Origin of the sequence: Paenibacillus tepidiphilus, from assembly GCF_008635795.1 — a bacterium.
Lineage (GTDB): Bacteria > Bacillota > Bacilli > Paenibacillales > Paenibacillaceae > Paenibacillus_AQ > Paenibacillus_AQ tepidiphilus.
This window is the reverse complement of sequence record NZ_VWRQ01000010.1, coordinates 1-21,114: the sequence shown is the minus strand read 5'-3', so window position 1 is coordinate 21,114 and position 21,114 is coordinate 1. Positions and strand designations below refer to the sequence as shown.

The 21,114-nt window shown below is 55.0% G+C and carries 16 protein-coding genes; 4 read left to right on the top strand and 12 right to left on the bottom strand.

Annotated elements, in window-relative coordinates:
* Positions 1 to 116: 116 nt before the first annotated feature.
* Positions 117 to 542: a transcriptional regulator MntR gene (gene mntR / locus F1379_RS14100; protein WP_150270716.1), complete on the bottom strand. Its 426-nt coding sequence runs from the start codon at positions 540 to 542 to the stop codon at positions 117 to 119.
* A gap of 188 nt (positions 543 to 730) precedes the next feature.
* On the opposite strand from mntR, the gene splB reads away from it, so the two are divergent.
* Positions 731 to 1,807: a spore photoproduct lyase gene (gene splB, locus F1379_RS14095; RefSeq protein WP_150270714.1), complete on the top strand. Its 1,077-nt coding sequence runs from the start codon at positions 731 to 733 to the stop codon at positions 1,805 to 1,807.
* A 173-nt stretch (positions 1,808 to 1,980) separates the two neighbouring features.
* Here splB and F1379_RS14090 read toward each other — a convergent pair whose 3' ends face one another.
* The 8 genes from F1379_RS14090 to F1379_RS14055 form a co-directional block, all read right to left on the bottom strand.
* Complete coding sequence (locus tag F1379_RS14090) at positions 1,981 to 2,694, bottom strand: cytochrome c biogenesis CcdA family protein (protein ID WP_150270712.1); 714 nt, start codon at positions 2,692 to 2,694, stop codon at positions 1,981 to 1,983.
* Between the two features lie 267 nt (positions 2,695 to 2,961).
* Positions 2,962 to 3,765, bottom strand: coding sequence for a metal ABC transporter permease (locus tag F1379_RS14085; protein WP_150270710.1), 804 nt, complete (start codon positions 3,763 to 3,765; stop codon positions 2,962 to 2,964).
* A gap of 631 nt (positions 3,766 to 4,396) precedes the next feature.
* On the bottom strand, positions 4,397 to 5,113 hold the full coding sequence (locus tag F1379_RS14080) for a metal ABC transporter ATP-binding protein (protein WP_420850505.1): 717 nt from the start codon (positions 5,111 to 5,113) through the stop codon (positions 4,397 to 4,399).
* A 78-nt stretch (positions 5,114 to 5,191) separates the two neighbouring features.
* A complete protein-coding gene (locus F1379_RS14075; protein WP_150270707.1) occupies positions 5,192 to 6,376 on the bottom strand; it encodes a metal ABC transporter solute-binding protein, Zn/Mn family in 1,185 nt (394 codons plus the stop codon).
* Between the two features lie 233 nt (positions 6,377 to 6,609).
* Positions 6,610 to 8,625: a methionine--tRNA ligase gene (gene metG, locus F1379_RS14070; RefSeq protein ID WP_150270705.1), complete on the bottom strand. Its 2,016-nt coding sequence runs from the start codon at positions 8,623 to 8,625 to the stop codon at positions 6,610 to 6,612.
* Between the two features lie 378 nt (positions 8,626 to 9,003).
* Complete coding sequence (gene yidD, locus F1379_RS14065; RefSeq protein WP_150270702.1) at positions 9,004 to 9,261, bottom strand: membrane protein insertion efficiency factor YidD; 258 nt, start codon at positions 9,259 to 9,261, stop codon at positions 9,004 to 9,006.
* Between the two features lie 2 nt (positions 9,262 to 9,263).
* The gene (locus tag F1379_RS14060; protein WP_150270700.1) at positions 9,264 to 9,725 is read right to left on the bottom strand and encodes a Fur family transcriptional regulator; all 462 of its coding nucleotides are present in this window, start codon (positions 9,723 to 9,725) and stop codon (positions 9,264 to 9,266) included.
* Positions 9,726 to 9,936: 211 nt separating this feature from the next.
* Positions 9,937 to 12,186, bottom strand: a complete 2,250-nt coding sequence (locus tag F1379_RS14055; RefSeq protein WP_150270698.1) for a copper amine oxidase N-terminal domain-containing protein — start codon at positions 12,184 to 12,186, stop codon at positions 9,937 to 9,939.
* A gap of 267 nt (positions 12,187 to 12,453) precedes the next feature.
* On the opposite strand from F1379_RS14055, the gene F1379_RS14050 reads away from it, so the two are divergent.
* Genes F1379_RS14050 through F1379_RS14040 form a run of 3 tightly spaced genes read left to right on the top strand, consistent with a single transcriptional unit; the run spans position 12,454 to position 16,819 of the window.
* The gene (locus tag F1379_RS14050; protein WP_162551164.1) at positions 12,454 to 14,223 is read left to right on the top strand and encodes a cache domain-containing sensor histidine kinase; all 1,770 of its coding nucleotides are present in this window, start codon (positions 12,454 to 12,456) and stop codon (positions 14,221 to 14,223) included.
* Between the two features lie 19 nt (positions 14,224 to 14,242).
* Entirely contained in the window at positions 14,243 to 15,511 is a 1,269-nt protein-coding gene (locus tag F1379_RS14045) for a response regulator (RefSeq protein WP_150270694.1), read from the top strand.
* A gap of 6 nt (positions 15,512 to 15,517) precedes the next feature.
* Positions 15,518 to 16,819 carry an ABC transporter substrate-binding protein gene (locus F1379_RS14040; RefSeq protein ID WP_150270691.1) on the top strand — a complete coding sequence of 434 codons (1,302 nt, stop codon included), beginning with the start codon at positions 15,518 to 15,520 and terminating at the stop codon, positions 16,817 to 16,819.
* 124 nt (positions 16,820 to 16,943) lie between these two features.
* Here F1379_RS14040 and F1379_RS14035 read toward each other — a convergent pair whose 3' ends face one another.
* The 3 genes from F1379_RS14035 to F1379_RS14025 form a co-directional block, all read right to left on the bottom strand.
* Positions 16,944 to 18,536 carry an ABC transporter substrate-binding protein gene (locus F1379_RS14035; protein ID WP_150270689.1) on the bottom strand — a complete coding sequence of 531 codons (1,593 nt, stop codon included), beginning with the start codon at positions 18,534 to 18,536 and terminating at the stop codon, positions 16,944 to 16,946.
* Between the two features lie 104 nt (positions 18,537 to 18,640).
* The gene (locus tag F1379_RS14030) at positions 18,641 to 19,507 is read right to left on the bottom strand and encodes a carbohydrate ABC transporter permease (RefSeq protein WP_239004680.1); all 867 of its coding nucleotides are present in this window, start codon (positions 19,505 to 19,507) and stop codon (positions 18,641 to 18,643) included.
* A 145-nt stretch (positions 19,508 to 19,652) separates the two neighbouring features.
* Positions 19,653 to 20,630 (bottom strand): ABC transporter permease, encoded by a 978-nt coding sequence (locus F1379_RS14025; protein WP_150270685.1) that lies wholly within the window; start codon positions 20,628 to 20,630, stop codon positions 19,653 to 19,655.
* Between the last annotated feature and the right edge of the window lie 484 nt (positions 20,631 to 21,114).

The window sequence follows — 21,114 nt, the reverse complement described above, 5'->3', positions numbered from 1 at the left end:
ATGGTTAAGGAGAGACGGCCGGTTGTCTTCTCAAACGGATCTTACCATAAATGGATATAACCGTTTGACGTTAAAAAACTGGAAAGGTTGCGGTAACACGCACAAAAAAACAGCCTCTAGGATTCATTGGCCAGTTCTTGGTGAATATCGTATAAGGTCTGAACCCGCGCTTCATCCCGCCGGAAATACTCCACAAGCGTTTCGATCCGCGTAATGGAATCCCAGCTCAGGTGATGCTCGATTCCCTCAACATCCTTATAAATATGCTCCTGCTGCACTCCGATCAGGCTCAAAAACTCCTCCAGCAGCTGATGACGGTCAACGAGGCGTTTTCCCACTTTCTTACCTTTGCTAGTCAGGACAAGCCCACGATATTTCTCATAGATGAGATATTCGTCCTTATCCAGTTTTTGGATCATTTTGGTCACAGAGGAGGGGTGGACTTCCAGACCCTCGGCGATATCCGAGACCCGCGCATAGCCTTTCTCGTCGATCAGTTTGTATATGCGCTCCAAATAATCCTCCATGCTGGGTGTTGGCATTCCTTTTTACCTCTTTTCTATAATGAGCATGGCACGGGGGCCAACCTTGCTCTAACAATGATACATGTTTCCGGAGCCCCTTGGCAAGTCCACATTCCCCGGGGCCGGGCATTAACGATGTTTACCACGGTTTCCGAAGGCGGGTTTCCGGCACAATAACGGTATTCCACAGCAAGGAGTGTGAGTCCATGACAATCGCGGCACCCGAGCGGCCCAGGGTTAAAAAGCAGCCCAAGCCCACCGCCCTTTTCATTCCTGAACTGGTCTATTTTGAACCGGATGCCCTGAATTATCCCAAGGGCCAGCGAATTATGGAATGGGTCAAGCAGGAGAATATCCCTTACCGCATGACCACCTCGCACAACCGGATTACCGGCCTTCCCGGAGAGACGGAGCTGGAGCAGTACAAAATCGCCAAGCGCACGCTGGTCGTCGGCCTCCGCAAGACGCTTACCTTCGATCAATCCAAGCCTTCGGCTGATTATGCCATTCCGATTGCCACCGGCTGCATGGGCCACTGCCATTATTGTTACTTACAGACTACACTGGGCGCGAAGCCTTATATCCGCGTATATGTGAACACCGGCGATGTGATGGCCGCAGCCAAAAAATACATCGAAGAGCGCTCCCCGGAGATCACCACCTTCGAAGCGGCCTGTACCTCTGATCCCTTAGGGTTGGAGCATATTACCGGCTCCCTGGCCGAGCTGATTACGTTCATGGCGGACGAGCCGCTGGGGCGGCTGCGGTTCGTAACCAAGTACCAGCATGTCGAGCCTCTGCTTGAGCTGAAGCATAACGGGCACACACGAATCCGCTTCAGTATCAATGCCGACTATGTCATCAAAAATTTCGAACCGGCTACCTCCCGCTTCGAGGAACGCATCGAGGCCGCCGGCAAGGTTGCACGGGCCGGCTACCCGCTCGGCTTCATCATCGCGCCGATCATCTGGCACGATGGCTGGGAGGAGGGCTATGCCGAGCTGCTGGAGAGGCTCAAAGCAGCGCTGCCGCCGACCACCGGCGCCGGACTGACCTTCGAGATGATCCAGCACCGCTTCACCAAGACGGCCAAGGCTGTGATCGAGAAGCGGTACCCCAAGACCAAGCTTGAGATGGATATCGAGAAGCGCAAGAAGAAATGGGGCCGCTGGGGCCAGAACAAATACGTCTACCCCGATGAACAGCAAACCGCCCTGCGCGAATTCATCACAGAGCGGATCTTTGAGCATTTTCCGGAAGCGGGAATTGATTACTTCACTTAGCAGCCCCACAAAGCAGCTCCACAAAGCAGCCCCACAAAGTGAAGTGATGCTGACGAAGCTTATTCCGGGTACTTTGCGGGGACCCCGATTAACCCCACAAAGTGTAGCAATGCTGATGAAGCTTATTCCGACTACTTTGCGGGGACCCCGGGTAAAGCAAAACCGTGCCCCGCTTAGATGGTCAGCCAGTCTGGCGTTATGCTCTGCAGCCAGATGGTGATGCGGAACATTTGATTCGTGAACAGCAGGATGCCCATGCCGATCATTAGCAGGCCGCCCAGCTTCATCAGTGCGCCGGAATATTTGAGGATGCGGCGGCTCCCGCCGATGAAGAAGGCCAGCCCGAAGAACGGCAGCGCAAACCCGGCGCTGTAGGCTGTAATCATCGTGAACCACGCCTCGTGGTCACTGACGGACAGCGCAATGATCGCGGTCAATATCGGTCCGATGCACGGGGACCAGCCCGCCGAGAAGCCGATTCCGAGCAGGAATGAGCCGACATAACCAGCCGGACGCTGTCCCAATTGGAGCTTGCGTTCACGCATCAGAAACTGCGGCCGGAATATTCCGAGCAGCACCAGTCCCATAGCGATGATGAGTACGGCCGATATCTGGCGGATCAGTTCCCGTTGACTGTGGAACAGCTCTCCCAGCAGCCCCGCTCCCAGGCCCAGCGTATAGAATACCGCCGAGAACCCCAAAATAAAAGCCAGCGTATGCGAAAAGGTCCGCAAGCGGACCTCTTTGCTGTCGCTGCCCCCGCGCAGCTGCTGCACGGACAAGCCTGTAATATAGGAGAGATAGGAAGGGTACAGCGGCAAGCAGCAGGGCGAAATAAATGACGCCACTCCGGCTGCAAAGGCAATACCTGCATTCAATCCGGCCATATGCGGCAGCACTCCTTTTGGGGACAAGTTCATTCGCTAAGTATAGAAAGGCCAACCCGTCTGCTCTACTGGAGCTTACCTCGAAAGAGTAACCATTTCCAGCGGTGCCGTTCAAGAGGATTAGGTCGACACTTCTAGTCGAGTGTTCGGTCGAACGGACTGCTTATCCAATCCTCAGTAAGATATATGCTACTTTCCACGAATTATTCTGTGTTGCGGGTGACACCAGCCTTGCAGCTAATTCTGCAGATAGCTCCGAAGCTCGGATCAGGTAGGCAGACCTTTTTTGCCGATTAACGTCAGCACCAGGAGTGCAATCAGCAGCAGCACAATCGTTGCGCCCGGTGCCAGGTTCCAGACTCCCGCTATAACGAGGCCAGCCACTACAGCAATTTCCGCAATGATGACCGACAAAACCACCGAAGTCTTAAAGCTGCGCGACAGCAGCAGGCTGATGGCGACCGGAATGGTCAGGAGCGCGGATACCAGCAGTGAACCGACGATTTTGATCGCTGTGCTGATGACAAGCGCCGTAAGCACCGTAATCAGCATGTTCAGCAGCTTCACCGGCAAGCCGCTTACACTCGCCGCATCCTCTTCAAAGCTGAGCAGGAAGAACTCTTTGAAGAAGAGCGTAATAATCGCTACCACTGCAACCGTTACAACCCCTACCACGATCAAATCCGTATTGTTAAGCGTATAGATACTTCCGAACAGATAGCTCATGACATCGGCATTGTACCCTTTTCCCAAGGTAAAAAACAGCGAGGCCAGCGCCACGCCGCCCGACATAATGATGGCGATGGAGAGCTCGGCATAGCTTTTGTAGGCTTTGCGCAGCTTCTCAATGGCGAAGGAGGCCAGCACCGCAAAGATCAGCCCCGCCCCCAGCGGGTAAAAGCCGGTCAAAAAGCCGAGCGCCACCCCGGCAATCGTCACATGAGCCAGCGTATCGCCGATCATGGACAGGCGCCGCAGCACCAGAAAGATGCCGATCAGCGGGGCCGTGATGCCGATCATCAGCCCACCTGCCAGCGCCCGCTGAAAAAAATCGCTGAATATAATTTCCAAGATGATATCTCCTTTACTTGTTCAATCCCTCCCAAACCCTCCCTTTCCAAGGGAGGGCCCCAAGGGCTGCCGCCCTCTGGACTCCCGCTAAGGGCAATTGGCGTGGGAGCTGCGGGACCCGGGGTTTAGCGACTATGTAGAAGGACCGCTTCCGTCCCTTGAGGGACACGCTTGACTGTAGAGTTACTTAGTTATGAATTAAAGAGCGTATTTAAGAGCTTACTTATGAGCTTACTTATGAGCGTATTAAAGAGCTTACTCAAGAGCGTATTTGGGAACGTATTGATGAATTGGCATTACCCAATACATCTGACCACTTGATGGCTCATGTTGCTTAACTGCATTTTGTACAACTAAAAAGCTCCAAATACGGCCAGAACGTAGCTTAGTTGCATTTCGTACAACTATATTTGACGATTTGTCCCAAAAGCGGCGGATTGTTCATTAATAAGTGTACAGAATACATTTATTCTTCATTTCTAGGCAATCCACCTTAATTTAATTGTACAGAATACAATTATCGACCAACCATACGATAGTATAAACGGGTGAGCCAGCAAACGCTATACTTGTACAAAACTACACGCCGCATGCTCCGGCAGAATATCACCGGGGCAATGCGACGCGATAATTAGACCAGCGTATGCTGCAGATTCACTTCCACACAATCCTGTGCTTCATGCGAATGGCGGGAGTAGAAGTTGATTTTGCCGCTATTCTGCACCGGTTCATGGCCGAGGTAGCTCTTGATCATATCGATGTCATGCGACACCATCAGGAAGGTCATGTGATGATGGGCGTGCATATGGAAGATCAGTTCGAAGAAGCTGGCCTGCGTCTCGGCGTCGATACCGACCGTGGGTTCGTCCAGAATCAGCAGATCGGGATGGTTGATCAGCGCCCGCGCCAGGAAGACGCGCTGCTGCTGGCCGCCGGAGAGCTGGCCGACTCTCTTGCCTGCGATGTCCTGAATCCGCATGACTTCCAGCGCATCCTCGCACTGGCGCTGCTGCGCCTTCGAGACGCGGCGGATCAGGTTCTTGTTGTTGTACAGCCCGGACAATACGACCTCCCGCACGGTAGCGGGGAAGAGCGGATTAAAAGCGTTCTTCTGCGGCACATATCCGATCCGTTCCCAATCCTTGAATTTCCTGACCGACTCGCCGAACAGCTTAATGTCGCCGCCGGTCGGCTGCAAGAGGCCGACGATCATCTTCAGCAGCGTCGTTTTGCCGGCACCGTTGGAACCGATGATGCCGAGAAAATCGCGCTCTTTTACCGTATAATTCAGCCCGGAGATAACCTTCTGCTCCCCGTAGGCGAAGGACAGGTCCTGTATTTCGATCATATGCTGATGGCAGTCCAGGGATACCGGTTGCATAGTAAGTACCGCCTTTCACTTAAACTTTCCTCTTTACTGTCCTCTTTATTGTAAAGCCAGAATCAGATTTTGCAAATTTTTCTCCATCAGAGTGAAATAGTTGTCGCCGTTCTTCTCCTGTGCTTCGGTCAAGCCCTCCACCGGGTTCAGCACCATCGTAGAGACTCCCGCTTCATCAGCCAAGGTCTTGGCCAGCTTGTCGGATACCAGCTCCTCGAAGAAAATGTAGCGGATGCCTTCCTCCTTCACCAGCTCTGCCAGCTCCAGCAAATCCTGCCCGCGCGGCTCAGCGTCGGGAGACAAGCCCATGATCGCATGCTGTGCCAGGCCATAATCGCGGGCCAGATAACCAAAGGCCTGATGGGAAACAACGATTTCTTTGTTCGGCAGCTTGCCCAGTTCGGCGGTAAACTTCGCGTCGAGCGCTTTGAGGCGCTCGGCCAGCGCGTTGTAACGCTCCTCGTAGCCGTCTTTATGGTCCGGATCGGCCGCCTGCAGGCTGTTCTTGATATTCTCCGCCATAACCAGCGCCGACTTTGGACTCACCCAGGTGTGAGGGTCGGTATGCAGGCTGTCGGCTTCCTCTGTATGCTCATCTGCCGCATGCTCATCTGTCGCATGTTCGTCCGCGCTCTGTTCATCCGTGGCATGCTCATCTGCCGCATGTTCGTCCGCGCTCTGTTCATCCGCGGCATGCTCATCCTCATGATCATGTTCATCCGCCGCATGTTCGCCCTCGTGTGCATGTTCGTCCGCCGCGTGCTCATCTTCATGTGCATGTTCGTCCGCCGCATGCTCATCTTCACTGTGTTCCCCGGTAGCGCCGTGGTTATGCCCGTCATCCTCGGTGGTCAGAATCAAATCGATCCCGGTGCTGACTTCCACAGCCTCTACCTGGCTGTCCGAATCCAGACTCTTGAGGAAGTTCGGCACCCAGCCCTCCAGGCCTGCGCCATTATACAGGAACAGCTGCGCTTTGGAGGTGTTGACGATGTCCTGGCTGCGCGGCGTCCAGTCATGCGGCTCTACGCCGACCGGCAGCAGGTTGATGACATTGGCATCATCCCCGCCGATCTCGGCTGCAAACTCATAGATTGGATAAAATGTAGTCACAACATTCACTTTGCCTTCAACGATGCTTCCGCTGCTCTTGGGCCCGCAGGCCGCCAGCGCTAATAAAGTAAGTATAGAAACGCCCAGCATTATGGATTTTCGAATTTGGAATAACATTGTTGCACCGACCCCTTAAATCGTAATTTTTACAATGAGTAGTATAATAGTAATCGTTACGATAAGTCAACAATAGAGAGGTAACTTTTTTTCACCGGTCCGCTGAAATGCCACTGCGTAAACTTTCTTATCATTCAAAAAAAGAACGCCCGCACCGTAATCCGGCGGCGGGCATTCCATTTATAATCATCTGTCGCCGGGCCGCAGCCACAGCAGACTTTCAGAGAGCGTACCTATTTCACAATCGCACCGTTCGGCATGCTGTCCGGTACGGTGGCAATACTGAGCTGATCGCCCTTGGAGGCGGCCAGGATCATACCCTGCGACAGCTCACCGCGCAGCTTGACCGGCTTCAGGTTGACGATGCAGATCACCTTGCGCCCTACCAGCTCTTCAGGCGTGTAGAACTTGGCGATGCCGGAGACGACCTGGCGCTGCTCATATCCGAGATCGAGCTGCAGCTTCAGCAGTTTATCCGCTTTCTTCACCGGCTCGGCGGCGATAACCTGGGCCACGCGCAGCTCGGCCTTGGCGAAATCGTCGATGCCGATTTCTTCTTTATGCTCCTCCGCCTCTTCGGCTGCCGGAGCAGAAGCCCCCGCCGCCTCCGGCGCAGGCGCGGCTGCGGCCTTGCCGCCGCCCATTGCTTCGGCGATGTAGGCCACTTCCACCGGCACGTCGAGCCGCGGGAAGATCGGATCGCCCTTCACGAGCTGCGTGCCGGCCGGGATCAGGCCGAATGAGCGGCCGCTGTCCCAGGCCGTCAGCTCGCCGGAGACCAGGCCGAGCTGCGCCCAGATCTTCGCCGGCGCTTCCGTGAGGAACGGCTGCAGCAGGATCGAAGCGGTGCGCAGGCACTCTACCAGGTGGCGCATAACCGAGGCCAGCTCGCCGGTCTTGGCTTCGTCCTTGGCCAGCACCCAAGGCTGGGTCTCGTCGATATATTTGTTGGTACGGCTGATGAACGCGCCGATGGCGGTCAGCGCTACGGAGAATTCCATTTTCTCCATCGCTTCTTCCACCTTGGCGTAAGTAGTCTGCACTGCCGCCTCCAGCTCGCCGTCGAATGCAGTCACTTTACCTTCGTAGGCCGGCAGCACGCCGCCGAAGTATTTATCCACCATGGCTACCGTACGGTTCAGCAGGTTGCCGAGGTCGTTGGCCAGGTCGTAGTTGATGCGGTCTACGAAGCTTTCCGGCGTGAACGTGCCGTCCGAACCGAAAGGCACTTCGCGCAGCAAGTAGTAGCGCAGCGCGTCAAGACCGTAGCGGTCGATCAGCGTTACAGGGTCCACGACATTGCCTTTGGATTTGGACATTTTGCCGTCCTTCATCAGGAGCCAGCCGTGGGCGAACACCTTCTTCGGCAGCGGCAAATCCAGGGCCATCAGGATGATCGGCCAATAGATCGTATGGAACCGCACGATTTCCTTACCGACGATATGCACATCGGCCGGCCAGAATTTATCGTACAGGCTGCTGTCTTCCGAGCCGTAGCCGAGAGCGGTGATATAGTTCGTCAGCGCATCGATCCAGACGTAGACGACATGCTTCTCATCGCCCTTGACCTTCACGCCCCAGTCAAAGGTGGTGCGGGATACGGCCAGATCTTCGAGACCCGGCTTGATGAAGTTGTTAATCATCTCGTTCTTGCGTGATTCCGGCAGGATAAACTCCGGATTCTCCTCATAGAACTTCAGCAGCCGGTCGGCATAATTGCTCATGCGGAAGAAGTAGCTTGCTTCCTTGACCAGCTCGACAGGGTGGCCGCTGTCCGGGCTCTTGCCGCCGGTCACAGCGCCGCTGGCGTCGCGTTCCACATCCACCAGCTGCGTTTCGGTATAAAAGGTCTCATCCGGGATGCTGTACCAGCCTTCGTATTCACCCTTGTAAATGTCGCCCTGCTGCAGCAGACGGTCAAAGATATCCTGAACGACCTTCTTGTGGCGCTCTTCTGTCGTGCGGATGAAATCGTCGTTCGAGATGTCGAGCTTGCGCCACAGCTCCTTGATGCCGACAACGATATCGTCAACGAACTGCTGCGGCGTCTTGCCGGCATCTGCCGCCTTGCGTTCGATCTTCTGGCCGTGCTCGTCCGTGCCGGTCAGGTAGCGGACCTCATAGCCGCGCAGCCGCTTATAGCGGGCCATCGCGTCGCCTGCCACTGTCGAATAGGCATGCCCGATGTGCAGCTTGTCGCTGGGATAATAAATCGGGGTTGTCAGGTAAAATGTTTTGTTGTCGCTCATGATTAGAACTCTTCCTTTCAAATTGGTCTTCTTCAGCGAATGAAACGCAAAAAACCTCCCGCCCCATATGGGGCGAGAGGTTAACTCACGCGATACCACCCAAAGTTCCCCGGCTCCTCACAGAGCGCAGGCTTCGCCAGTTCCGCAAGGGAACTGTCCATTAACGCTGGAACACGCCGCAGACTTACGTAGGAGACTTAAGACGCCCTCCGCTCGAACACGGTTCCTCCCGGACCATCTTCAATCCCGCAATCCATACCGGCTCTCAGCGAAGGCCCGGCTCTCTGTTATGGTCGTCAGGATTTACTTATCCGTTCTTTGGAATTCTAACTATGGCCAAGCTAATACCCAAAATATAACCAATCGCCGGCCGCCATGTCAAGTCCGGCGGGCCGTCCTCCCGCGCCAGTCCTCCTTCGGGGGCACAGGATCAAGGCCTCCTGGATGAAAAGGATGGCATCTCGCAATCCTTCTTGCGGCCAGCAGCGAGCCCTTGAGCGGCCCGTGGACCTCAATCGCCTCCAGCGCATAGGCCGAGCAGGTCGGGTAGAAACGGCAGGTCGCCGGCTTCAGCGGCGAAATAAACTTGCGGTATATACGGATCGGAGCTTGCACCGTTCTGCGCAGGTCTGCCATGATCAGCGGCCTTCCTTGCCCGGCGCCGCCAGGGCGCCCTCTTCCTCACGGCTCTGTTCGCATTCCTTACAATAACCGAACACCTCAAATTTATGCTTCACGACCCGGAATTCGTCCGGCGTATCCGTCAGATTCATCGGACAGAAATGGATCGGATAAGTCTTCATGCATTGCAGGCAGATCATATGATGATGGTGATGATCCTCGCTGCAGCTGGCCTTGAATTTAACGCCGTCCTCGAACACCACCTGCTCCAGCACGCCCAGCTCTTCCATGACCCGCAGATTGCGGTACACGGTATCGAAGCTGAGACCGCTGTATTTGCGGCCCATGTGATCATAGACATCCTTCGCCGACAAATAGCCCGAATTCTCGCCGAATAGCTTGGCAAGCGTCTTGCGCTGATCGGTGATGCGCAGTCCCTGCCCCGACATCGCGTCCAGTATTTGTTCTGTCGACAGCATACGCTCATCTCCCATGGATTAATTACACTCTCTTTATAATGCCGCAAATCGGCAGCTCCGTCAATTATACCATTGCCCCAGGTACGAACCCGTTCCTTCAGGTGTCACAATATTCACTAATTTAACCCCCGGGTGAATTACGCCGTTATTTCGGCACAAAAATACCGGCTGCACCTCCATTCGGAAGGCACAGCCGGCATCTACAAGATTATTAATGCTTCTTGGCCGGCATTGGTGTAAACACGAGATTCACCGGCAGATTGCTGCCCGAGGCTACGGAGAAGGTAAATTCCACCGGACCTTCATAATCGCCGGAGCGGTAGACCACCGCATTCATATCGGAATTCGAGAGGCTGCCTTTATTCGGCAGATTAACGATAGTGTTGCCGTTAACCATAATCGAGCCCAGATAATTGCCGCCGCGCGGATTGAACGTAATCAGGGTGTTCGGTGCCACGCGCTCCAGTTTGATTTTGTATAATACGCCGAAATTACCGGAGTTGGAAGCTTCTGTACCGTTCATCGGGTCCACGCCGATCAGGTTCTTGTCTTTGTCATTATCGCCGAGCACCAGCTTCGACTGGGTTGCGCCAACGGTATCGCTGACAGTAATAATCCGGGTGGAATCCGGATAGGTTCCGCGGTTATGCACGCCGTCGCGGTCGAGAATCGGGAGCGTAGCCATTGCAGCTATCGGATCTTTATTCTCTTCCACCATTACGACATTGTACTGAACTGTTAAATCACTGAACAGATCGGCACTAAGCGAGAGGACCTCCTTGGGCTTCATCGCGATCTTGCTGATATCGGTCAGGATCGGTACGCTTTGGCCCGGCTGCAGCACGATCGAGCTGTATTTCTCATTGGTAATCATCGAGTTGAAATACTTCTGGATCGAGATCTTGCCGGTATATTCCGGCGAAGTGACAGGTCCGGCAATACCCGCATACTGCGTAGTGATGGTCGTCGGATACAGATTGTTGTTCGTAGCGATGACGTACAACTTCTGTCTAGTATTCATATTGTTCATATGATGCACAAGGAAGCGGGTCAGGCCCACCGAGGATTCACGATACAGAATGCCTTCGGTATTCACCGTCTCCGGACTGTTGCTTCGGATCAGAGTGTAAGGCTCCGAAGTAACGGTATTGTTGACGTTCGTAAGTCCCGGAATCATTCCGCCGTCATAGTAGACGACATCGCCCGGTGCAGTGAACAGCTTCGCCACTTCATCCTGTGTGTAGAGCTGCTGGCTTGTAATGTTAATCGTCTTGCTAAAAGTATTGCTCAGGCCGTGCTTGTCGGTCACGGTAAGCGAGACCTGGACGGGTCCCGGATTGAAGAACGCAATCGCCCGGTTGCTCCACTCGGCCGTCAGCTCCTCATACTCGGGATCGGAGCTCAGATCGGTGAACGTAATCGGTTCACCCATCATGTACTCTTCCTTGTCAGTGGTAAAGTTCGCCACTGGCGGCAGGTTCGGCTGCAGCACGTTAATCGTTACCCAGTAAGGATCACTCTGCAGGCCGGATGCATCTATGACGGAATAAGATACGGCATAAGTACCGGGCTGATCGTATATATCCCGCTTGTCGCCGCCCCAGACTTCCTTAACAATAGCCGTGCCATTCGGGGAGGAATACGTCGGGGTGAATGTGACATAATCTCCGGCAAAAATCTCACCGGTCTGAACCTTGAATGAAGCGGTAGGCTTAGTGTTCAGCGTCAGGATGACGCGCTTGCCAATGTTGTCTACCGTATACGGAATGTTAAGTGCTGCTGTAATGGAAGTTAACGGAACCATAAACGTTCCTTTAAACTGGTATGCAGGTCCTTTCATCGTGGACGGGACACCGTTAACCGTATAAATTTTGCTGTCGGTCTTGAAACGCATGACTTTGTTATCTTTGGTCAGGACGACTTCCTTCGTCTTGGCATCGTAGATGTAGGACAAGCGGAGCATCTCCATGATGGCACGGATAGACACATAGGAAACGCCGTTCTTCACGGCCATAGGCTGATTGGCAAAATAAGGCTCACCATTTCTGAACATCTTGTTACTGTTCATATGCAGGATCAGCTGATTGGCACCGGCAGCGCTGGTTGTCAGGGTTGTAACGCCTGGAACCGCTTGTGTGGATGTCGGTTGTGCCGTCGCGCTTGGAGAAACCGCGTTCGGGTCTATGGTTGCATTCGGATCAGTTGTTGCATTCGGAACCATCGTTGCATTCGGGTCAGGGGTAGCCGCCGGGAGCACCGATCCATCCGGTGCCAGGCTCGGCAGCGGGTCAGTGGCCAAAGGCTCGGAAACCGATGTAGGTGAAGGTGTTGCTGATGTTTGAGCAGCCTGCACTCCGGCTGAAGCTGTAGCTGTGCTTACGGGTTCGGCAAAAGCCGGAATGGCCGCCCCCGCTTGTGATACGGCCAGAATAGCGGCCAATGTTACTTTTTTGAAATCCATGGTATACTCCTCTGCTCCCAATTGTAGTGTAACGGTACTTCTGTCTCTGTAGGCACGCGCTTTCTTGCAAAACATAGTATTAGACGCAGCCCGCCCTGAAAAGTTTCATTCTTTATGGAGAAAAGATTCGCCCGGAGCCGGTGTACTGAAAATAATGATATTTCGCCTAAAAATCCGAGGTTGCAATCTTATGTTATATTCTTCCTGATTTTCCTCTGATACAATTGACGCAGCATTCTCAAAGACGCACGCAGGCGGGTGATGCCATTGTCCAAAAAAGTATCGCTGCTCCTCCAGCTCATCTCCGGGTTCTCGCTGATTATCGTACTCATTGTGGCTTTTACGCTCATAGGCTCCTACCGCTCCTCATCGGGTGCTGTGCAAAGCCGTTCCAACCAGTATTTGCTGGAATCGGTCAAACAGCTGCAGGGCAAGCTGGACGCCATTCTGGAGGAACATGACCGGCTCTCCTCCATCATCGTGCTGAATCCGCTGATCCAGCGGAATCTGGAGGCGGCGGCAAAGGGCACCCGGCCCTCGAACAGCGCCCTGGAAGTGACGGGCCTTATCGACGAGCACACACGCTCCATCGATTATGATATCCAGCTCAAGCTCTTCAGTCTCCTGGACCGGGAGGTCTACTCCAATACCAGTTCCTTCAAGGTGCTGTGGGAACGGGAGGCGGAGATCAAGGAGGCCTACTGGTATCCTTCCATCAGCAAGAACAAGGGCAAGATGGTCTGGTTCGGCGCCGATGTCTGGCAGAACGGCAACATTCATGTCCTGATGGGAGCCCGGCAGATCAATGCCTTCGACACCCTGCAGCCGCTGGGAACCCTGTTTCTGGTTCTTCCCGTTGCTGTAGTCGATAATGCAGCCGGGGCATTCCGGCTCGGTCCCGGAGAGAAGCTCCAGATCGCCGACAGCTTCGGAACGATTGTATACTCTACGGAACCCCGGGAGATCGGGATGTACATGGACCCGGGGATTGCCGGTAAATTCGGCGGCAAAGAGGCGCGGGTCATCCGCACCGGGACAGCCTCACGCGACATGTTTATCTCCTATTCTCCCTCCGCTTACAGCGGATGGAGCGTATACGCCTATATCGACGCCAAGGAGGCCGTCAAGGATTTAAACGCCATGCGCCGGAATATTGTCCTGACCGGTTCACTCGGGCTGGTAGCCGCATTGCTTTTTACCTTTTTCTTCTCCTGGACGCTATCCCGGCCGATCCGCAACCTCGCCTACAAGCTGAATAAGGTGGAGCGGGGAACGACCCTGCCCATCACCGGGCGGGCTTCCAATAAAGAAATGAATATGCTGTACACCAGCTATAACTCGATGCTGCACAATCTGGACCGCACCATCGCCGACCTTTCCAGCAAGCAGATCAGTGAGAAGCAGGCGCAGATCGTTGCCTTGAAGGCCCAGTTCAGGCCGCATTTTCTGTACAATACACTGAACACCATTTACTGGTCGCTCGCCGGGACCCGGCCGGAGGAAGCGCGTATGGTGCTGGCCCTCAGCGATTTGCTGCGCTACAGCATTGACCGCGGCTCGGAATTTGTAACCGTCGGACAGGATTTGCAGCAGCTCGAGCGCTTCATCTATCTGCAGAAGCTGCGGTATGAGGAGAAGCTGCAGATTGACCTGCAGGCCGAACCGGCCGTGCTGCAGGGGCTAATTATGAAGCTGACTCTGCAGCCGCTGATCGAGAATGCGATCACCCACGGCCTGGAGCCGGCAGTACGTGAGGTCTGGCTTATTCGCATCCGCCTGTATAGTGAAGCCGGTTCGCTCGTGATCACGGTCGAAGATAACGGCCAGGGAATGAGCAGGGCGCAAATGTTGGAAGCGCTTGCTCCTGGAGAGCCCCCTTCTTCCGAACTGCTCCACACCGGAATAGGGCTCTCCAATCTGCAGCAGCGTATCCGGCTGATCTACGGGCAACATTATGGCCTGGAGCTGTCCGCAAGCGAACTCGGCGGCCTGCAGGTCCGGGTCACCGTACCGCTGCAATGGACACAAGAATCTTGAATGAGGAGGCAACTTACACATGCATGTGCTGATTGTCGACGATGAAAGCTTTGTCCGCCGTTCGCTGGCGGAGCTCCTGGAACGCGAACCGGCGGCCTGCCACTGCGTCAGCGCCGCAGAGAACGGTCTGGCTGCGCTGCAGATTCTGGAGAAGCAAGAGGTGGACCTGGTCATCTCGGATATCCGGATGCCCGGAATGGATGGACTGGAGCTCGCCAGATATATCAGCGAGCATGAACCCGATACTGAAACGGTGCTGCTCACCGGGCACCAGGATTTCACCTATGCCCGCCAGGCTTTGAGGTACGGGGTGCGGGAGTACCTCGTCAAGCCGATATCCGTAGAGAGCATCCTTGGGGTGGTCGCCGCAGCCGATGCACGGCTGCAGAGCCGTAAGCAGGAGCAGCAGGTGCTCCGGCTGCGCGAGAAGAATCTGCGCCGCAAGCTGCTTACGGATGTGCTGTACGGCATGCCGCTGCCTTTCTTTGAGCGGCATCTTATCCCCCCCTTCAGCAGCTTTGCTGTCCTGTCTGTCTCGCTGCGCGGAGAAGCGCTGCCGGGCAACTGGTCCGAACAGACCATTTATGCTGCTGTCATCAACATTTTGGAGGAATACTTCACTCCGCATGCCTTTACGGTCGGCATTCAGGAGGAACAGGAAGCGGTTATCCTGCTCTTTGACACCGATTTAACTGGCATTACCTCTGATACCGGCCGTTATCTTGAATGGACCGCCGAGGGGCTGGAGAAGCTCTCTGCCCTGCTGAAATCGCTATTCGGCGCCGGTCTCTCCGGCTTCCACAGCGAGCTCGAGGAGCTGCCCGAAGCCTACCGCGAAAGTCTGGAAGCGCTCCGACTGGCGAAGCAGCCGGGGGCTGCGCCGGTTATCCGCCACAGCGGAGACTTGCCTGCCGGCGCGGCTGCAATCGCAGAGGAGGAGCTTCATTGCAAAGCCAAGCGCCGGATTATATCGGTCGTTATCGACCGGATGGAAGCCCGGCTGCAGGAGAACCTGTCACTGAAGCTGATGGCGGATGAGCTCTACATGAACCCGACTTATCTGGGCCGCATCTTCAAGGAAGATATGGGAGAAGGCTTCTCCAGCATTCTCACCCGTCTGCGCATCAAGCGGGCCAAGGAGCTGCTGGAGGATGTCACCGTCAAGGTGTATGAAGTCAGCGACAGGGTCGGCTTCCGGGACCCGGCTTATTTCAGCCTGCTGTTCAAGAAGGCCGTGGGGGTGACTCCGCAGGAATATCAGAAGCACAATAACCGGAACCCGAGGTGAGTCTGCTTGCGCACTGAGCGTCAATCCACCCCATACAGCCGCTCCGCCTCCCGGCTGACGCTTGCCCTGCTCCTGTTGCTCGGCGGCGGCTGCACCCCCGCCGCTTCCCATCATGATTATACCGAGCCGGAGGGCCCGGCCGCCCTGACGGTATGGCTGATCCCGGGCTCCGGCCTGGAGCCCCTGATCGAGGAATACCAGCTCCGGCATCCGGAGCTGGATATTCAGGTCCAGATCTCGACCTATACCCAGCTTCCGGTGAAGCTGCAAACCGCCCTGGCAACCGGCTCCTCCTCACCGGATATTGCCTCGATCGATATCGGCTATCTGGACCGATTCAAGCAGTTTCCGGAGCACTTCTATAATCTGTACGATTACGGTGCAGCCGGACTCAGGGACCGCTACCTGGGCTGGAAATGGCAGGAGGCGCAGAGCGGCGGCGTCCTGTTCGGCCTGCCGACGGATATCGGCCCTTACGCACTGGTGTACCGGCCCGATATCTTTGCCGGTGCAGGTCTGCCAGGCACCGCAGCCGAGGTCGCGAAGCAGCTTGGGACCTGGGATTCGTTCCTGGAGACCGGCCGGATCATCCGGGAGCATACCGGCAAAGCCTTTATCAACAACCTGGAGGACCTTTACATCGCCATCCTGCGCCAGTCTCCCCTGCAGTATTACAGCCCTGACGGTGAACTGCTCGTAGAGCGCAGCCCGCAGGTCAAAGCCGCCTGGGATATCGCCATCCGGGCGAACGAGCTGCAGCTCTCCGCCCATACGGCGATCGATACGCAGAAATGGGGCACGGAGCTGCTGACCGGCGACTTCGCGGTCATGCTCTGCCCGGCGTGGATGATCGGCCACATCAAGAGCAATGCGCCTACGGCCAGCGGCATGTGGCGGATGACGCAGATCCCCGGCAGCAGCGCGAACCGCGGCGGCTCGGTCCTGACCCTGCCGCGCAGCGGCAGCCACCCGGAGGCCTCCTATGCGCTCGTCTCCTGGCTGACTGCCCCAGAGCAGCAGCTGGCCGTGTTTGAGGCGCAGGGCAACTTCCCTTCCACCCCCGAAATTTACGGGAGCCCGGAAATCCGGGAGCAGCGCGACCCTTATTTCGGGAATGCCCCGGCCGGACAGGTCTACGCCGAATCGGCACAGCGCATCAAGCCCACCTATTATGGCCCGCAGCATCTGATCATTGAAGAGAATATGCTGCAGCATCTGACCCGTGCCGAGCTCGGAGAATTGAACCCCGCCGAGGCCTGGTCACTGGCCGTCCAGAAGGCCAAGGAGCTGGATGCCTCCTACCGGTAATCCGCTGAGCGAAGCACCTGAAGCAAGGCGCCTCCCCGCTGCAAAGAGGCTTTCTCCGCCGGATTATGACCCGCAGCGGAGAAAGCCTTCAGTATTACTGCAATCTAAGTGAACAATGGGTGAGTTACTTCTGCGCCGCCAGGAATTCGTCGAGCTGCTTCTGCTTCTCGGCGATGATTTTCTCCACACCGGCCTTCTTCAGCTTCTCGGCATATTTGGTCAGCACGGTGTCCGGATCGACGGTCCCCGTATCCAGGCTGGTGTCGAATTCATCCATCACAGCCTTGCAGGCGGCCATTTCCGTCTCCATCTTGGAGCCGTCGAAGTTGTAGCCGAGCGCCACGGTCGCCTTCCCCTGAGCGTTGAAAGCCTTGAACTGCTCCCACTTATCCGGAGCCTCACTCTCCCAGACAGGATTCAGGAACTGGCTGCCCAGCATCCAAGCTGCACCGGTATTGTAATCCGGCGTCTTATCGGTCGCCTTGATCGTATCGCCGCTGACCACTTCGTAATGCACACCCTTAATGCCGAATACGAGCAGGTTGTTGATCTCCTTGTCTGTATGCAGCAGATTCAGCACCATCATCGCCCGGGCCGGATCGGCGGAAGACGCCGACACCGCCAGCATTGAACCTGCCGCATCGCTTGTCGAGACCGTCGGGTCGTTAAAAGCGATTTGCTTCAGCTTCCCGACCAGGCCGGTGGCGTTGGCCAGCTCGCTGTCTTTGCCCGGCTTCAGCGACTGCACGGTCATAAATACATTGCCGGCCTTCATCGCATCCTGGGTAGAGGTGGTGGCAATGGCGGCGTCGGCGTTGATGTATCCTTTTTTCATATATTCGCGGGTCAGTTTGACAATTTCCTTATAACGGTCCATCTCGATCATCGACTTGATGGTGGTGTCCTGAGAATCCTTCAGCAGCACTCCGGGAATGGAGGCATCCCCTAGCGTGTCGTACTGGGCCATATACTGTGAATTGAAGGTTTCGCCTTGCTTGAAATAGAGCGGAGTGACATCCGCACGCTTCTCCTTAACCACCTTGAGCACCGCATCCAGATCCTGGATGGACTTCACGCCCGACATATCGATGCCCAGGTCTTGGGCGATATCCGAGCGGTAGACGACCCCGCCCTGTGCAGCCAGCTCTTTATTGGTGGGAACACCGTAGTTCACCCCATTGATAGCCGAGCCTTTCAGGAACAGCGGGTCCAGACTCTCCAGAATTCCTTGCCCGTATTCCTTAAGCAGATTTCCGGCCGGCCCTCCGTCATCATTCAGCGCCAGATAAGCGCCCTTGGCCGCATTGGTCACATAATGTCTCCATTGTGCGGTAAAGATCAGGTCGAAGGGCTCCCGGCTGGCGATTTTCAGATTCGTCTCACTATCCCAGTCTCCCCAGTCTATCGGGGCAATGTCGAGCTTGGCGTTGATCTTCGGCTCCAGCAGCTTGTTGATCTCGTCCTCAACCTGCTTCTCATCCTTCTGCGGTGCACCAACGTAAATGAGCTTCACGGTGTACGGCTTTAGTTCTGAAGCCGGGTCTGCTGTAGCCTCCGGTCCGGAGCTTGACTTGGTAGCGTTTGCAGTTTCTTTCGCCGGTGGATCACTGGCCTTGCCCTCCTGATTATTGCCGTTTCCCCCGCAGCCTGACAGCCCCAGTGTGAGCACCATCATCAGCATCAGTGAGACGATAGACCCTTTGTGCGTCCTCTTCATCTGAATATAACCTCCCCAAAAATGAATATATATGCTGTCCGGCCGCCCATCGCGGATGGAGAATGAATAAGCGGCCGGGTGAAGCCTGCGCCGGATTTGTCCTGTCAGCCCTTGACGGCCCCCACAGTCAGTCCCTGGATAAAATATTTCTGAAAGAACGAATAAACAAATACAATCGGACCGATGCCCACAACCGCCATCGCCATCCGCACCGTCTCCGTCGGCAGCCGGATCTCCACGCCCTGCGCCGCAAGCGCTGCCATTGCCTGCGGACTGGCCGTCAGGAACTGGACGTTGAGCATCGTCTTGTACATCAGATACTGGAGATTGACATGCCCGTCGGCCGAGATGAAGATCAGGCTGAGATACCAGTCATTCCAGTACGCCAAAGTTTGAAACAAGCCCACAGTGGCCAGAACCGGCAGGGACAGCGGCAGAATGATGCGCACGAAGATCCGCGGCTCGGAGGCACCGTCAATATTGGCCGATTCAATCAGCGCCGCCGGTATCGTGTTCGCGAAGAACGTGCGCAGCAGCATGACATAGAACGCCGAGACGAGCAGCGGCATCATCAGAATCCATAGCGTATCCTTGAGATGCAGCGCCTGCGTGTACACCAGATACCAGGGCACCAGCCCGCCGTTGAACAGCATCGTAAAGAACATGAAGAACGCAAAGATGTTGCGGTGCGGGAAATCCTTGCGCGAGATCGGGTAGGCATAGAGCGCCATCACGAGCAGGCTGAGTATCGTACCTGCAATGGTCACGAACAAGGAGACCCCTGCGGCATCAAGAATCTGTTTATAGTCCTTGAACAGGAATTCATAGGAAGAGGTATCCCACTGTTTCGGAAAAAAGCTGTACCCCTCGCGCAATACCGTATCCTCGTCAGAGAAGGACACGATGATCACCAGCAGCAGCGGAATGACACACAGCGCCGAGTAGATCCAGAAAAAAATATTGATCAGCATATTGGCAATATTCGATATTTCGTTGGGCTTGCGGCGGCTTGGCTTTAGCTCGCCGTGATTACCCGCGCGCCCCTTCAGCTCCCCGAGTTTAGCTCCCATCTTCAGCACCTCAATAAATTTAATATATTTCGTTGTTACAGGAAGTTTAAAACAGTGCATCATCCTTGCTGACCCGCCGGACCGCCAGATTGGCCAGGAAGATCAGACTGAAGCCGACGACCGATTGCACCAGGCCTGCGGCGGAGGACATGCCGATATTGCCGATGGCCAGGAAGGTCTGATATACATAAGTGTCCACGACCTGGGTAGTGGAATACAGCGCTCCGGCATTGCGCGTCACCGTGAAGAAGAGGCCGAAATCCGCATTGAATATCCTTCCGATCTGCAGCAGCGTCATGACAATGATCACCGGACTGATCAGCGGCAGAGTGATTTTGCGGATCTGCTGCCATTTGGAAGCTCCGTCGATCAGCGCCGCCTCATAATATTCCTGGTCAATCCCGATGATCGCCGCCATATAAATCACCGTGGTGTATCCCAGCTCCTTCCATAATTTCACCGCCACCAGAATGTAGGGCCAATAGTCCGGACGGGCATACCATTCCACCGGCTCGATACCCAGCAGCGGCAGTACCGTGCCGTTGATGAAGCCGTGCTCATTGCTCAGGAAGCCGTACACCAGATAACTGACGACCACCCAGGACAGGAAGTAAGGCAGGAACATTGCACTCTGGTGGAATTTGGACAGCAGCCGGCTGCGCATTTCATTGAACATAATGGCAAATGCGACAGACAGGATCAGGGTCAGCACAATAAAGGCCGAGTTGTACAGCAGTGTATTCCGCGTAATCACCCAAGCTGTATCCGTTGCGAACAGGTAGCGGAAATTATCAAAGCCGACCCAATCGCTGCCCCAGATCCCCTTCTGATAGTTGATATCCTTGAAGGCGATTACCGTTCCGAACATCGGCATATAATTGTTGATGACGACAATAACGATGGCCGGAAGCATCATGATATAGAACACCCAGTATTTCTTGAGCACCTTCCATAATGAAGGCTTGCCTCTCTTGCGTTTCGTCCTGCCCGGAGCTAACCCGGCCGCAGGATTCACTGTACTCATATCCCTTCCCCCATTTCGTTTGCATCCGCTCCCACACCCTAATTAAATCACAGGACCGGCGGGGGCTTGAATAAGGGGGATAGTAGATTTCTATGATAAAAACGACTACTCTTCCAGTATCAAACCTCGCCCACAACTTGTGTTTACAATGCGGGCTTTCCTGCGGAAAACTCTAACCGGACACTATCGCTCTACAGTCCCAGAATTCCACTTCACACTCCTGCTTTTGGTATGATTCTTGTGTTCAACTTATATTGCAGTTGGAAAATCGCCACCTAATTTCACCTGTTTGGAGCTTTTCGCGAATCTAGTTGGATTACCGCCACTTAATATGAACGAAAATCAATAAATACACCTCTATCGTCCAAATTAAGATACGATAGTCCAATTATATAAGTTGAACAAAAGATTAAAACCGCACGCATAATCGATCAATGACCTCATGGGAAGAGCGGTTTAGTCGCCGGATAAATTTACGGACGTG

Excerpts from the sequence above, each read along its gene's own strand:
- mntR (WP_150270716.1), bottom strand. The coding sequence starts at position 542 with ATGCCAACACCCAGCATGGAGGATTATTTGGAGCGCATATACAAACTG.
- splB (WP_150270714.1), top strand. The coding sequence starts at position 731 with ATGACAATCGCGGCACCCGAGCGGCCCAGGGTTAAAAAGCAGCCCAAG.
- F1379_RS14090 (WP_150270712.1), bottom strand. The coding sequence starts at position 2,694 with ATGGCCGGATTGAATGCAGGTATTGCCTTTGCAGCCGGAGTGGCGTCA.
- F1379_RS14080 (WP_420850505.1), bottom strand. The coding sequence starts at position 5,113 with ATGATCGAAATACAGGACCTGTCCTTCGCCTACGGGGAGCAGAAGGTT.
- F1379_RS14075 (WP_150270707.1), bottom strand. The coding sequence starts at position 6,376 with ATGTTATTCCAAATTCGAAAATCCATAATGCTGGGCGTTTCTATACTT.
- metG (WP_150270705.1), bottom strand. The coding sequence starts at position 8,625 with ATGAGCGACAACAAAACATTTTACCTGACAACCCCGATTTATTATCCC.
- yidD (WP_150270702.1), bottom strand. The coding sequence starts at position 9,261 with ATGGCAGACCTGCGCAGAACGGTGCAAGCTCCGATCCGTATATACCGC.
- F1379_RS14060 (WP_150270700.1), bottom strand. The coding sequence starts at position 9,725 with ATGCTGTCGACAGAACAAATACTGGACGCGATGTCGGGGCAGGGACTG.
- F1379_RS14055 (WP_150270698.1), bottom strand. The coding sequence starts at position 12,186 with ATGGATTTCAAAAAAGTAACATTGGCCGCTATTCTGGCCGTATCACAA.
- F1379_RS14045 (WP_150270694.1), top strand. The coding sequence starts at position 14,243 with ATGCATGTGCTGATTGTCGACGATGAAAGCTTTGTCCGCCGTTCGCTG.
- F1379_RS14035 (WP_150270689.1), bottom strand. The coding sequence starts at position 18,536 with ATGAAGAGGACGCACAAAGGGTCTATCGTCTCACTGATGCTGATGATG.
- F1379_RS14030 (WP_239004680.1), bottom strand. The coding sequence starts at position 19,507 with ATGCTGATCAATATTTTTTTCTGGATCTACTCGGCGCTGTGTGTCATT.
- F1379_RS14025 (WP_150270685.1), bottom strand. The coding sequence starts at position 20,630 with ATGAGTACAGTGAATCCTGCGGCCGGGTTAGCTCCGGGCAGGACGAAA.